The following is a 13244-nucleotide window of genomic DNA, read 5'->3' as shown; positions in this document are numbered from 1 at the left end:
TCCGAACTGGAAAAGACCGTTGACCGTCCTCACCGAGCAGGCCATGCGTTTCGGCCCTTATCGCATCTATCCGCAACAGCGTCTGGTGCTTGAAGCCGACAGACCGTTGCGGCTGGGTCGGCGCGCCGTGGACATCCTGCTGGTGCTGCTGGAAAACGCCGGAAACGTGGTCAGCAAGCAGCACCTGATAAACCGGGTCTGGCCCAGAACCGTGGTCGAAGACGGCAACCTGCGTGTGCACATGGCTGCCTTGCGCAAAGCGCTGGGCGATGGTCAGGCCGGACAACGCTACATCGTGACAGTCGCGCAACGCGGATACAGCTTTGTCGCACCGTTTACCCTGGAACATAGCGAAAACGCGCCGGATGCCTGGATGAATACCCCGCCCCATCACAATCTGCCCATGCGGCGCGCACGCATGCTGGGCCGGGAAGCACTGGTCGAACGCCTGATCAGTCAGTTGCAGCAGCACCGATTCATTTCCCTGGTCGGCCCCGGCGGCATCGGCAAGACCACCACCGCCCTGCGGGTTGCCGAACAGTTGATCGACCGTTACCGCGATGGCATCCGCCTGCTCGATCTGGCACCGCTGACCGACCCTGCGGTGATCGTCCCGCACCTGGCGTCATTGCTGGAGCTGTCGTTGCCTGACGAGCAGCCCGTCAATCACATGGCCGCGTATTTGCGCGGGCGACACATGCTGCTGGTGATCGACAACTGCGAGCACATGATCGATGCCATCGCGCAGCTCAGTGAGCGCATCCTGCGCAGCGCGCCGCACGTGCATATCCTGACCACCAGCCGCGAGTCTCTAAGGGCTGAAGGCGAGTTCGTGCAACGGGTGGATGCGCTGGATTGCCCGCCCTCGGACAGCGACCGCACGTCCGCCATGGGCTTTGCGGCCCTGCAACTGTTCGTCGAACGGGCCATGGCCAGTCATGAGCAGTTCGAGCTGACCGATGAAAACCTGCCGCTGGCCATCGAGCTGTGTCAGCGGCTGGATGGCATCCCATTGGCCATCGAGCTTGCCGCCGCGCAAGTCGGCAACCTGCGCCTGAGCGGCGTGCTGGAGCATCTGCAGCAGAGTTGTCGGGAACACAGCGACGACCCGTCCGATGCGATGACCCGTCATCAGACGCTGCGCACTACGCTGGACTGGAGCTACCAGATGCTCAGCGCGTGCGAGCAGAACTGTCTGCAACGACTGGGGATCTTCAAGGGCCGCTTCTCGCTGGAGTCGGCCGCTGCGGTGATTACCGATCAGCCGGTGGCGACCTACGAGGTGTTCAACGCCATCACGCAACTGGTGGCCAAATCCCTGCTGAACGTGGAAGTCGGCGATGACGAGGTGTTCTATCACCTGCTCGACACCACGCGTCGTTACGCGCTGGAAAAACTGCGCGTTCACCATGAACTGCCTGCCACCCAGGAACGACATGCGCGACGTTGTCTGGCCATTATGGAACAGGCGCGGCAAGACTGGGAAAAGGTCTCCACCGCGCAGTGGATCGACCGCTACAGCCGTATCCTCGAAGACATCCGCTCGGCGCTGGCCTGGGGGCTGGGCGCCGACGTCCCGCAGATTGTCGCCATTCGCCTCGTGGCGCAGTCGGCGCCGCTCTGGCAGGAGCTGTCGCTGCTCAAGGAGCACGGCCATTACGTGCGCAGGGCGCTGATGCTCCTGGACGCCAATCCCCTGCCCTGCCTGGACCTGAAAATGATCCTGAAGCTGGCGCAGGGCAATTTCTGTTACCACACCGTTGGCAGCACGCCGGAAACCGTGGAAGCGTTCAGCACCGCGCAGGTGCTAGCGGAACAGGCCGGCGATCTGGCGGGGCAGTTGCAGGCGATTTCCGGTCTGGTGGCTGTCAACCTGTGCAGCGGTCATTACCCGCAAACGATCGAGCAGAGCCGCCAGTTCAACCGTCTGGGATTGGACACCAACGAAGCGCTGCGTTTGAGCGCCCAACGTCTGCGCGCACTGGCGCTGCATTACAACGGTGACCAGCGGCAGGCCAGGCGAGACGCCGAGCAGGTCATCCAGCACATGGCACACAACGGTCATTTGAATCGCTTTACGCAAGGCTTCGGCATTCAGTACGACCTGAGCGTTGCGTCCCTGACCTTGCTGGCGCGCATTCTGTGGATGCAGGGTCAGCCTGAGCAGGCCGCACGCACGGCCACTCAAGCATTGGAGATTGCGTTACAGATCAACCACGGCGCGTCCATCTGCTACACCCTGGCGTTGGCCGGTTGCGCCATTGCGCTCTACAACGGTGATATCCAGGTGGCAGGCGAACGAGTGAAACTGCTGCAGGAACAGGCCCAAAAGCACTCGGTGCTGCTGTTTTATCGCTGGGCAGGCTTGTATGAGCAGTTGTTGAGCGAGCCAGCCATGTCAGACGATCAGCCTCAGGGCTCAGGTCTGATTCGGGACATCATGGTCACGCTGCGCCCCGGCCTAGTGGACCTGGCGTTGACGGAGCGGGCTCAGGCAGGTCTGGCAGGCTGGTGCACGTCAGAGATGCTGCGGTGCCGGGCCGAAACGTTGCAGGCGCATGATGAGGACGGTGCGGAGGCGCTGCTGCTCCAAGCCCTGGAGGTGGCGCGCTCCCAGCACGCGCTGGCGTGGGAATTGCGCAGTGCGACATCACTGGCGCGCCTGTGGCAGGGCCAGGGCAAGGAGCAGCAGGCCCGGATCCTGCTGGCACCGGTTCATGCCCGCTTCAGCGAAGGATTTGCCACGCCGGACCTGCTGGCGGCACGCGCGCTACTCGACCAGTTGTACTGACTTTGCCAGCAAACGCTGCAAGTTGACGTGACGGGCGTGGCGCGCCGTGAATGTCTGGAGTTCGCCAGCGTCTTCAAGCTTTTCCAGCGCATACAGCCGCGTGGTGTGCGCAAGCCGGTAACGCAAAACCCCGGCGCCGGGCACATTCCATAGCACCGAATGACGCTCCAGTTGCACGAGCGCCTCCCGAACCGACTGCGCCTCCAGCCCGTCACACCCGATGACATCCACTGCGGATTCGCTCGTGAAAGCCTTATCGAAGGTTGCCAGACGACGCAGTGCCGCCTGTTCGCGCGGACTAAGGCGCTGATGACTCCAGTCAAGCGAAGCCCTGAGCGACTGGTGACGGGCGACAGCCGTGCGTCGTCCCTGCGTCAGCCACTGAATGCATTGATCCAGACGAGCCTGCAGACCCGCCAATGCAAAGGTATTGACCTGCGCTGCCGCCAGCTCCAGTGCCAGAGGGATGCCATCGAGCTTGCGACAAAGGTCACCGATGACGTTCATGTCACGGTCCCGCAGGACCAGACCCTGCTGGCCGGCCTGGGCACGACTGACGAACAACTGCACCGCCGGATAAGCCAGGCCCTGCTCGACACTGATCTGCGCGGACGCAGGCGGAACGGTCAAATGCTCCAGTGGAAACAGCGATTCGTTGCGCAGGTCCAGCGGTCGTCGACTGGTGGCAAGAATGGCCAGTTCATCGGACTGCGCCAACAGCGCGCCTAGCCACTGCCGACAGCCTTCGTCGAGGGCTTCGCAGTTGTCGGCGATCAACAGACGACGCCCCTGTGCCAGTTCGCTGGACAGGCTCGACAGGCAAGGTTCGCCGTCCCGCTTCAAGAGTTCGGCCAGACAACCGGCCAGCATCTGCTCACTGTTCACCGCCGAGAAATCGATGACACACACGCCATCCTGATAGCGCGACACCAGACGTTCGGCTACGCGGCAGGCCACGGTCGATTTGCCGATGCCTCCCGCGCCGGTCAGCGTGATGAAGCGTTTTGCAGGCAGCTGTCGAACCAGCTTGCCCACCACATCATCGCGCCCCATGACATGGGTGAGGCGTACCGGCAGGTTGTTGGGGACATGGACGGGCTCGGTTTTTTCAGACGTCGAAGTCTTATGAACCTGTGCCACGAAACGATACCCGCGCTGTGGCAACGTTTCGATATAACGCTGCCCATCGTCGAGCGCGCGCCGCAAGGCTGCAATCTGCACCCTCAGGTTGATCTCTTCGACGAAGGAATCAGGCCAGACCTGTGCGATCAACGCTTCCTTGTCGATCACTTCACCGGCGTGTCCGATCAGGACCAGCAGGATATCCAGTGCACGCCCACCCAGACGCAACGGTTCACCGTCGCGCAGGATCTGGCGCTGACGCACGTGAAATACGTAGGGGCCGAACCGCAGCACGTCGTTTGCGTGGGCCGTTTGGGCTTGATTAGATGTGTCTGGCTGGCTGAAACGCCTGGGCTGGCAGTCCATTGCATCACCTTCTGAATAGATCCTATTCATCTTGGCAGGCAATGAAGACGGAACAAGTTTTCCGGGGGGAGTCACACGGTCAATGCGATGCTGGATACGGACACCCCGGCGTTTGGGCCGAAACTAACTGAACTGCTCGCGGTATTGGCTGGGTGTCAGCCCCAGCTTTTCACCGAACAGAAAGCGCATGTGCCGCACGCTGCCAAAGCCGCTTCGGTAAGCCACCGTCTTGAGCGGCAGGTCACTGACTTCCAGCAGGCTTCTGGCGCGATCGATACGGGCGTTCTGCAGAAACTCCATGGGCGTCATCTGCACTTCGCGGGAGAACAGCCGGGCGAAATGCCGGGCGCTCATGTTGGCCATATTGGCCATGCGCTCGACGCTGAATGACTCGTCCAAGTGCTCCAGCACGTAATTCTGCACCCGAGTAACGGCCGTCTCGTTGGTCGCGACAGCGCCCATCAACGGACTGAATTGCGCCTGACCACCCTGGCGCTTCATCAGTACCAGCAATACCTTGGCGACGTCCTGCGCGACTTTCTTGCCGTGATCCTTGGCTACGACTGCCAGCGCCAGGTCGATACCTGCGGTGACCCCGCCGGAGGTCAGCAGGTTGCGGTCATTGATATAGATCTGATCGGTCTCGACGATGGCCTTGGGAAAACGCTTGATAAGACGTTCGGTGTAATGCCAGTGAGTCGTCACCCGGTGGCCATCCAGCAGACCTGCCTCGCCGAGAATGAACGCGCCCGTGCAGATCGAGCCGATACAACCTGCCTGCTCCCTGGCACTCAATAACCAGTCCACCAGCGGCTGATGTTTGTCGTCATAGGCTCCCGGCCCGCCGGGTACCAGCAGCAGATCATGACTGCCAGCAACCTGCTCCAGGTGAGCATCGGCCATCACCCGAACACCATTGGATGCCCGGATGGCTCCGTGTTGCGTGCCGACGGTGCTTATCTGGTAGTGCTTTTCCAGCGCCAGATAGCGGTTGGCGATGGAAAACACCTCCATGGGGCCTGCCATGTCGAGCAGAAGAAATTCCGGGAACAGGACCATTGCTACGGTTTTCATGAATGAGACGTCACTTGAAAAGAGTAAAGGTCAGGGGCGCATTATGGCGAAGATCGCAGGCGATGGGGACTATGCGTCGGGATCAGACCCAGGTTATGCAGGCAGGAACGGTCGATTGAGCGACTGTCAACCACAGCGAGACAGTCATTCGTCTTTCAGCTACTTATTGCACCGACAGATAACCAGTAACCTTCATCTCACTTGGTCGATACCTGAATCTGCAGCGTCGACATCTGGATGGAGAAACTATCATGCTGACTCTTCGCAAAGCTTCCAACCGTGGCGCAGCTGATCACGGCTGGCTCAAATCCTTTCATACCTTCTCGTTTGCCAGTTATCGCAACCCGAACGAACAGGGTTTCTCCGACCTGCTGGTGATCAACGACGACCGTGTGACCGCTGGCAAAGGCTTCGGACAGCACCCGCACCGCGACATGGAGATTTTCTCCTATGTGCTTGAAGGCGCGCTGGAACACAAGGATACCCTCGGTACCGGCTCGGTGATTCGTCCCGGTGACGTGCAACTGATGAGTGCCGGCAGCGGCGTGGCGCACAGTGAGTTCAACCACTCGCAAACCGAAGGCGTGCACTTTCTGCAGATCTGGATCGTACCGAATGTCAGCGGTGCCACTCCCAAGTATCAGCAAGAGCATTTCAGCCCCGAGCAGAAACGCGGTCGCCTGCAACTGATCATTTCGCCCGATGGCGAAAACGGCGCGCTGAATGTCCGCCAGGATGCCCGTGTATATGCTGGTCTGTTCGATGGCAGCGAAACCGCCACGCTTGAACTGGCCGCCAATCGCTATGCCTATGTGCACGTTGCACGCGGCAGCGTGGTCCTCAACGGCCAGGCGCTTGGCGAAGGTGACGGTGTGCGTCTGCGTGATGAACAGGTCATTACCCTGACTCAAGGGGTGGATGCCGAGGTGCTGGTGTTCGACCTGCGGCCCAACGAACTGCCGCAGATGCCTTGATGCCTGAACGCCTTGCCGGGCAGAGCGCTACGAAACCTGCAGAACGCCGTCTCATTGGACGGCGTTTCTGTGTACGCCACACTTCAGGCATACAAGTGTCGGACATACTTGTTACTTTGTTTCACTTGATGCCCTTACACGCCTGATTCACGCTCCGAACAATGCGTATAACTGTAAGCGTTCAGCCACCATCAAACTTTCACTCTCACCCAGAGGGACTGACCATGCCCCACGACCGTCAACAGGATTGCGTGCTGTTGAAACCCGCTGCGACCTACCAGGGCAAGCAGGGCCTCGATTATCAGGTCGGGATATCAGCCGAAAGCGCTGGTGCACGACATATTCACATGCAATTGCTGACCATCCCGCCTGGCGGCAAAGGCAAGGCGCACAAACATCAGGAGCATGAGACCGCCATCTATGCCTTGAAAGGCGGAACGGGGTGCTGGTACGGCGAAGCGCTCGAGAAACACGCAACAGTGGAGGAAGGCGACTTTTTCTACATTCCCGCAGGCATGCCGCATGTGCCGTACAACCTGAGCAAGGAACATGAAGCCACCGCCCTCATCGCCCGCACCGATCCCAACGAACAGGAAAGCGTGACCCTGATGCCAGAGCTGGATGCATTGCTGGCTGAACGACAGGCTTGAGACCGGGCTTAAAACGCGCATACAAAAACGCCGCTCTGTTGAGCGGCGTTTTTGTGAATTTGGAGCGGGAAACGAGACTCGAACTCGCGACCCCGACCTTGGCAAGGTCGTGCTCTACCAACTGAGCTATTCCCGCAAATGGCGTCCCCTAGGGGACTCGAACCCCTGTTACCGCCGTGAAAGGGCGGTGTCCTAGGCCACTAGACGAAGGGGACACTGCCTGAAACATCATGGTGTATGTTCCAGTTCCAGAACTCATCCGAAGAAGGTTCTGGTTTCACTCAACCCTGCCGTGAAGCAAGGCTGCTTAAAAATGGAGCGGGAAACGAGACTCGAACTCGCGACCCCGACCTTGGCAAGGTCGTGCTCTACCAACTGAGCTATTCCCGCAATGGCGTCCCCTAGGGGACTCGAACCCCTGTTACCGCCGTGAAAGGGCGGTGTCCTAGGCCACTAGACGAAGGGGACACACGTACAACATTCACTACTTATTGCGCTTCGCTGTGTGCTTTACGCTGTAAGTGGCGCGCATTCTATGGATGGTTTGAGGGGTCGTCAACCCCATTCTGAAAATTTATTGAAATCAACGACTTCGACCCGGTTCAGGGCACCGACCGGCGGTTTGCGATTATGTACCTATAATAGAAGCGATATGACAAAGTCCGACAGGCACATCTATGCGCAGTAGTGCTTAGCCACTACACTCCCTGCAAAATTACTTGAACAATTGAGGTTTGCGCAGTGACTCCACTCATGATCACGCTGATGGTAATAGCCGGTATCGCTGTGCTGATCGCGATCGGTTATCTGAACCACGTCGCTGAAAACAGCAAACTGGACAAGGCACGCACCAAGGTCGAGCTGAATGATCGTCTGCGCCGCTGCGGCGAGATCACCGAAGTGTTTCCGGGCCAACTGATGTCTCCGGCACTCAAGCTGCTGCTGACCCGCCTGGAGCTGAACGTCGTGCAGCGCATGCTGGCGCTGGAAAAGGGCAACGCCCAGCTCAAGAGCCGCATTGCCGAACTTGAAGAGCAGGTTGCCAAGGGCGACCGCATCGAAGTGACCAACCCTGTCACGCCGATCCAGACCGAAGCCAAGGCCAAGGACGTGCGCTTCCTGCTTGAAGCGCTGCATGGTCAGGTGACCCGCGCTGCCCACGACGGTTTCCTGCAGACCAGCGAAGCCAAGCACTGGATCCGTGAAATCCGCACGATTCTGGTGAACCTGCATATCGAGTTCTTCAATAACCTCGGTCAGATGGCCCTGTCCCAGGACCAGCCAGGCCAGGCGCGTCTGGCATTCGAACGCGGCGTGCAGTACCTGCGCAACCAGCCGGACCCGGTCACTTATCAGCAGCAGTTGCTGGCGATGGAAAAGCAACTGGCCCGCGCCAACTCCATGGTCCTGACCAATACTGCCCCGTCTGCCGACGATGACAACGCACTGACCGAAGGCCTGAAGGCTGACGAAACCGAATCGGAATGGAAGAAGAAAGTCATCTACGATTGATGACTTGGCACCTCTGCCCCTGACAAAGCCAGGTGAGACTGCATGCAACTGACTTGCTGAAAATGCACGCACGCCTGCTTCTGCCCGGAGGGCGTGGGAGCTCTCGGAGGTTACGACGGCAGCGATGGGCTGCGCAGCAGCCCCTGATTACATCTGATACACCGTATGCTGCCGGTTCCCGGCATATCGCCGGCAAGCTGCATCTTATCAAACAACCTTTAACTTACTGAAGGAACGCTTTTTTTGTAGGAGCGCGCTTGCCCGCGATGAACGATGACGCGATGGTCCTGACAAACCGCGTCGACCGCATCGCCGGCAAGCCGCCTCCCACGGTCAGTTGTTTGCTGCGCGACAGCGCTACGTCGAAGACGTGGTGGGGCCTCCCACCAGATTATGAGCGTCTACCCCAACACACTCAGCAGTCGGTCGCCGCCAGAAAGATCGCCGCCAGACGCTCGATACCCGCCTGATCCACCTCGCTGAAACGCCCCACGCTCGGGCTGTCCAGGTCCAGCACGCCCACCAGTTTTCCCTCCTTGATCAACGGCACGACCAGTTCGCTGTTCGAGGCGCTGTCGCAGGCGATATGACCCGCGAAACTGTGCACGTCCTCGACCCTCTGAGTCTGCCGGGTCTGCGCCGCTGCGCCGCACACACCACGTCCAAAGGGAATTCGCACGCAGGCGACCTGCCCCTGAAACGGCCCGAGAACCAGCTCTTCATTGCGATTGAGGTAAAAGCCCGCCCAATTCAGGTCATCGATCTGGGTGTACAGAAAAGCGGAAAACTGCGCGGCGTTGGCGATGAAGTCGCGCTCGTCCGCCAGTAAGGCTTCCAGTTGCGCGGTCAGCAGGTTGTAACCGTCCAGGCCTGCGCCCGTGTCTTGCAGATTGATCATGTGTGTTGCTCCAGCAATTGAAGGCCCACCCAGTAACGTGCGAACTGGTAGGCACAGCGACCATTTCGATTACCGCGTCCGGTCGCCCAGCGGACCGCGGCCTTGTCCAGATCCTCATCGCGCTGCCAGCTCAGACCGGATTTCAGCGCCAGTTGAGTGATCCAGTGTTCGACGACATTCAGGTAATGATCCTGCGTGAAGGGGTAGAACGACAACCACAGCCCGAAACGGTCGGACAGGGCAATCTTGTCCTCCACCGCCTCGCTCGGATGAAGCTCTCCGTCCACCTGCTGCCAGTTGGCATTGTCGCTCTCCTTTTCAGGCACGAGGTGGCGACGGTTCGAGGTGGCGTAGAGCAGTACATTATCCGGTGCCTGCTCCAGCGAACCATCGAGCACACTCTTGAGCACCCGATAATCACCCTCGCCCGACTCGAACGACAGATCATCACAGAACAACACGAAGCGTTGTGGCAACTTCTGCAGCTGCTCCACGACACGAGGCAAGTCACCCAGGTGATCGCGCTCGATCTCGATCAGACGCAGGCCCGACGCTGCATATTCGGCCAGCAGCGCGCGAATCAGCGAAGACTTGCCGGTGCCGCGCGAGCCCCACAACAGCGCATGATTGGCCGGCAGCCCGTCGATGAACTGGCGGGTATTGCGGCCCAGTTGGTCACGCTGCAAATCCACGCCGATCAAGTCGGACAGGCGCATGTCGAGGCTGACTTCAAGCGGCATCAGGTAGCCGCTACGCCCTTCACGCACCCAGCGTGCGGCCAGCGCCTGCGTCCAGTCGACCGGCTCGCGCAGCGCTGGCAACAAAGGCTCCAGACGTGCAAGCACCGCGTCTGCGCGCTCAAGAAATGCATTCATCCGCGAATCCACGGTTTCTCCTCATATTTAACTGACTGATCACCTGCCCCGATCAGCTATGCTTGCCCGGCACCGGGCACCCGAAGTGGCAGTTAGTATTCATGGATATAAGGCTCAACAACAGGCTTTCATTCAAGCAGGCGCGTCTTGCCGTACTGATCGGCTTTGCGCTTGGAACCTTGCTCAGCCTGTTTCAGATCGCCATCGATTATGCCAGCGAAGACGCATCCATCGATCGCGAAATCAATTCCTTGCTGGAAATCATCCAGAACCCTGCCTCGCGCATCGCTTACAACATCGATGCCGAACTGGCCCAGGAACTGACCCTGGGCCTGCTGCGTTCGCCCGCCGTGGTCAGCGCCAGACTGACCGACAACAATAATATGGTGCTGTCCAGCGTCGAACGCCCGATGGCGACCGGTCGCTACCGCGTCCTCAGTGACTGGATGTTCGGCGAGAGCCGTCAGTTCGAAGAAAAGCTGAAACTGGATCATCTGCCGAATGAAACCATCGGCACGCTGTACCTGACCGTCGACACCTTCGCCTTCGGCAGCCACTTTATGCAGCGCGCCGAAATCACCCTGCTCAACGGCTTTGTACGCAGCCTGGCGCTGGCCGCCATTCTGACGATTCTGTTCTACGCCACACTCACCAAACCCCTGGTCGGCTTGATCCGCGAGCTGAGCAGTCACGATCCGCGCAGTCCGCAGCGCTCAAGGATCACCTGCCCGCCGAATCATGAGCAGGATGAGATCGGCGTACTGGTCGAAACCTTCAACCGCCAGATCGAGACCGTGACCAGCGAGTTCGCCCGACGCCGCGAAGCCGAGGATCGCCTCACCGATCACCTGAACCAGTTGGAAAGCATCGTCTCGGCCCGCACCAACGAATTGCGCACCAGCAACATCCGACTGCGCCAGTCCAACGAGGAACTGCAGATTGCACGCAGCACCGCGCTCGATATGGCGCATGCGCGCTCGGCGTTTCTGGCGCACATGAGCCATGAAATCCGCACGCCACTCAACGGCCTGCTCGGCATGCTCGCACTGTCGCTGGACGGACCGCTGACGGCCGAGCAGCGTCAGCAGCTGTTGATTGCCCATGACTCGGGCAAGGTGCTGGTGGAACTGCTCAACGATATTCTCGACATGTCCAAATTCAACGCCGGGCATCTGGAGATCGAACGCATCCCGTTCGACCTGGGCCTGCTGGTCGAGGACACCGCCAACCTATTGTCTCAGAACGCAGCGCCCAGCGTCGAACTGACGTGCCTGATTGCGCCGGATTTCCCGGCCATGGTTTCCGGCGACCCGACCAGAGTCAGGCAGATCGTCAGCAACCTGCTGTCCAACGCGCTCAAGTTCACCCGCTTCGGGCGAGTCGATGTGCGACTCAGCCATTCCATCGATCCTCAGACCCGGGAGAACCGGGTAAAGATCGAGGTAAGCGACACCGGGATCGGCATCGCGCAGGAAGCCCAGACTCGAATCTTTCAGCCGTTCACCCAGGCAGAGGCCGCCATCACCCGGCAATATGGCGGCACCGGGCTCGGACTGTCGCTCACCCACAGCCTGTGTCAGGCCATGAATGGCACCCTGACCTTTCAGTCCAGGTCGGGCTTTGGCAGCCAGTTCTGCGCGGAGCTGCCGCTGCCCGTGCACATCGAGGCCATACCCCCCGCCCGGCTCAAGGGCCGGGTGATGGTGATCAGTTCCGCAGGTAGCGGTCTGGTGGAGCTGCTAGGCAATCTGCTGCCGAGCTGGGGGGTGGACGTGGAGCGACGCAGCATTGATGATCGCGCCCAGCCACTGCAACTTGATACCCGCCCCGATCTGGTGATCACCGACTGCCCTGAATGCCTGTTCGCCATTCGACCTGCGACGCCCGCGCCCATTCTGCTGGTGACCGCTTACGGCAATTTCATGCCCGGCGAACAGGTGAGCGCCTTGGCGCCCCTTCAGCAACAGGCCCGGCCACTGGCCAGAAATGCGCTCTATCACACGCTACGCCGTGTGCTGGCTCATGAAGAAAACGGTGCGAAGGCCCAGGCATTACCGGATCCGACCATACGACGTCCGGCGCGGATCCTGCTCGTGGAAGACAATCCGGTGAATCAACTGGTGGCCAAGGGGATACTCGCCAAACTGGGCTGCCACGTGGTGGTCAGCAGTCACGGCGGTGAAGCGCTGGAGGAACTGGAGCGCAACGATTTCGATCTGGTGCTGATGGATTGCAACATGCCGGTCATGAATGGCTATGAGGCCAGTCGGCAGATCCGCAGCAGCGGCCGCTGGCCCAACCTGCCCATCGTCGCGTTGACCGCCAACGCCATGCCGGACGAACGTGAGCGCTGCAAGGCCGCAGGCATGAGCGACTACCTTGCCAAGCCCTTCAGACGAGCCGAGCTGGTGAGCATTCTGGACCAGTGGATTCCGATCACCGAACGGGCTGATCAGAACGTCTAACGCAGCAGCGCTTCGATTTCCCCGGTCAGCTCTTCAGGCTTGGTCAGCGGCGCAAAACGTTTGACCAGCTTGCCGTCCTTGCCAATCAGAAACTTGGTGAAGTTCCACTTGATGCGCTCCGATCCCAGCAGTCCCGGCGCCTGCTTCTTGAGCTGCACGAACAGCGGATGCGCCTGATCGCCATTGACGTCGATCTTCTTGAACAGCGGGAAGCTGACGCCGTAGTTGAGCTCGCAGAACCCGGAAATGGCGCCCTCGTCTCCCGGCTCCTGCTTGCCGAACTGATTGCAGGGAAAACCAAGCACGACCAGGCCCTGATCCTTGTAATCCTGCCAGAGCTTTTCCAGTCCTTTGTACTGCGGCGTGAAACCGCATTTGCTGGCGGTATTGACCACCAGCACGGCCTTGCCGGCAAAATCAGCGAGGGTTTTCTGCTCACCCTTGATGGTGGTGCACGGGATGCTCAGCAGGTTTTCGCTCATGACAGTGCCTCAGGCTAATGGGGATCGCGATATGA

At 59.9% G+C, this 13244-nt stretch carries 10 protein-coding genes and 4 tRNA genes; 5 read left to right on the top strand and 9 right to left on the bottom strand.

Annotated features, from left to right (window positions below):
- The first annotated feature begins 19 nt into the window (after positions 1-19).
- On the top strand, positions 20-2791 hold the full coding sequence (locus tag CFBP1590_RS08095; RefSeq protein WP_088234807.1) for an ATP-binding protein: 2772 nt from the start codon (positions 20-22) through the stop codon (positions 2789-2791).
- Here CFBP1590_RS08095 and CFBP1590_RS08090 read toward each other — a convergent pair.
- Together CFBP1590_RS08090 and CFBP1590_RS08085 are read right to left on the bottom strand one after the other, a co-directional pair.
- A complete protein-coding gene (locus tag CFBP1590_RS08090) occupies positions 2771-4279 on the bottom strand; it encodes an ATP-binding protein (RefSeq protein WP_050575462.1) in 1509 nt (502 codons plus the stop codon). The genes CFBP1590_RS08095 and CFBP1590_RS08090 overlap by 21 nt on opposite strands.
- Positions 4280-4402: 123 nt before the next feature.
- Positions 4403-5353 carry a GlxA family transcriptional regulator gene (locus tag CFBP1590_RS08085; protein ID WP_029243898.1) on the bottom strand — a complete coding sequence of 317 codons (951 nt, stop codon included), beginning with the start codon at positions 5351-5353 and terminating at the stop codon, positions 4403-4405.
- A gap of 251 nt (positions 5354-5604) precedes the next feature.
- Between CFBP1590_RS08085 and CFBP1590_RS08080 the strand changes: the two genes are divergently transcribed.
- Positions 5605-6327, top strand: a complete 723-nt coding sequence (locus CFBP1590_RS08080; RefSeq protein WP_029243897.1) for a pirin family protein — start codon at positions 5605-5607, stop codon at positions 6325-6327.
- A 224-nt stretch (positions 6328-6551) separates the two neighbouring features.
- Positions 6552-6977, top strand: coding sequence for a cupin domain-containing protein (locus tag CFBP1590_RS08075; protein WP_029243896.1), 426 nt, complete (start codon positions 6552-6554; stop codon positions 6975-6977).
- A 60-nt stretch (positions 6978-7037) separates the two neighbouring features.
- On the opposite strand, the gene CFBP1590_RS08070 is transcribed toward CFBP1590_RS08075, so the two are convergent.
- The 4 genes from CFBP1590_RS08070 to CFBP1590_RS08055 all read right to left on the bottom strand — a co-directional run bounded on the left by CFBP1590_RS08070 (position 7038) and on the right by CFBP1590_RS08055 (position 7445).
- Positions 7038-7113, bottom strand: a tRNA-Gly gene (locus CFBP1590_RS08070).
- A 3-nt stretch (positions 7114-7116) separates the two neighbouring features.
- Positions 7117-7192, bottom strand: a tRNA-Glu gene (locus tag CFBP1590_RS08065).
- A gap of 99 nt (positions 7193-7291) precedes the next feature.
- Positions 7292-7367: transfer RNA gene (locus CFBP1590_RS08060), tRNA-Gly, on the bottom strand.
- Between the two features lie 2 nt (positions 7368-7369).
- A tRNA-Glu gene (locus CFBP1590_RS08055) sits at positions 7370-7445 on the bottom strand.
- Between the two features lie 285 nt (positions 7446-7730).
- Between CFBP1590_RS08055 and CFBP1590_RS08050 the strand changes: the two genes are divergently transcribed.
- Complete coding sequence (locus tag CFBP1590_RS08050; protein WP_080665300.1) at positions 7731-8489, top strand: hypothetical protein; 759 nt, start codon at positions 7731-7733, stop codon at positions 8487-8489.
- 415 nt (positions 8490-8904) lie between these two features.
- Here the strand turns inward: CFBP1590_RS08050 and msrC are convergent, their stop codons facing one another.
- Both msrC and CFBP1590_RS08040 read right to left on the bottom strand, forming a co-directional pair.
- Positions 8905-9387, bottom strand: coding sequence for a free L-methionine (R)-S-oxide reductase MsrC (gene msrC, locus CFBP1590_RS08045; RefSeq protein ID WP_043304246.1), 483 nt, complete (start codon positions 9385-9387; stop codon positions 8905-8907).
- Positions 9384-10274, bottom strand: a complete 891-nt coding sequence (locus tag CFBP1590_RS08040) for an ATP-binding protein (protein WP_088234806.1) — start codon at positions 10272-10274, stop codon at positions 9384-9386. The genes msrC and CFBP1590_RS08040 overlap by 4 nt, the downstream gene beginning before the upstream one ends.
- Positions 10275-10363: 89 nt before the next feature.
- On the opposite strand from CFBP1590_RS08040, the gene CFBP1590_RS08035 reads away from it, so the two are divergent.
- Positions 10364-12727, top strand: a complete 2364-nt coding sequence (locus CFBP1590_RS08035) for a hybrid sensor histidine kinase/response regulator (RefSeq protein ID WP_029243892.1) — start codon at positions 10364-10366, stop codon at positions 12725-12727.
- On the opposite strand, the gene CFBP1590_RS08030 is transcribed toward CFBP1590_RS08035, so the two are convergent.
- Positions 12724-13209 (bottom strand): glutathione peroxidase, encoded by a 486-nt coding sequence (locus CFBP1590_RS08030; RefSeq protein WP_029243891.1) that lies wholly within the window; start codon positions 13207-13209, stop codon positions 12724-12726. The two genes, CFBP1590_RS08035 and CFBP1590_RS08030, sit on opposite strands and share 4 nt — an antisense overlap.
- Between the last annotated feature and the right edge of the window lie 35 nt (positions 13210-13244).

The organism is Pseudomonas viridiflava, assembly GCF_900184295.1.
Classification (GTDB): Bacteria; Pseudomonadota; Gammaproteobacteria; order Pseudomonadales; family Pseudomonadaceae; genus Aquipseudomonas; species Aquipseudomonas viridiflava.
The sequence above is the reverse complement of the archived record's forward strand: the minus strand, read 5'-3'. Positions and strand labels throughout refer to the sequence as shown.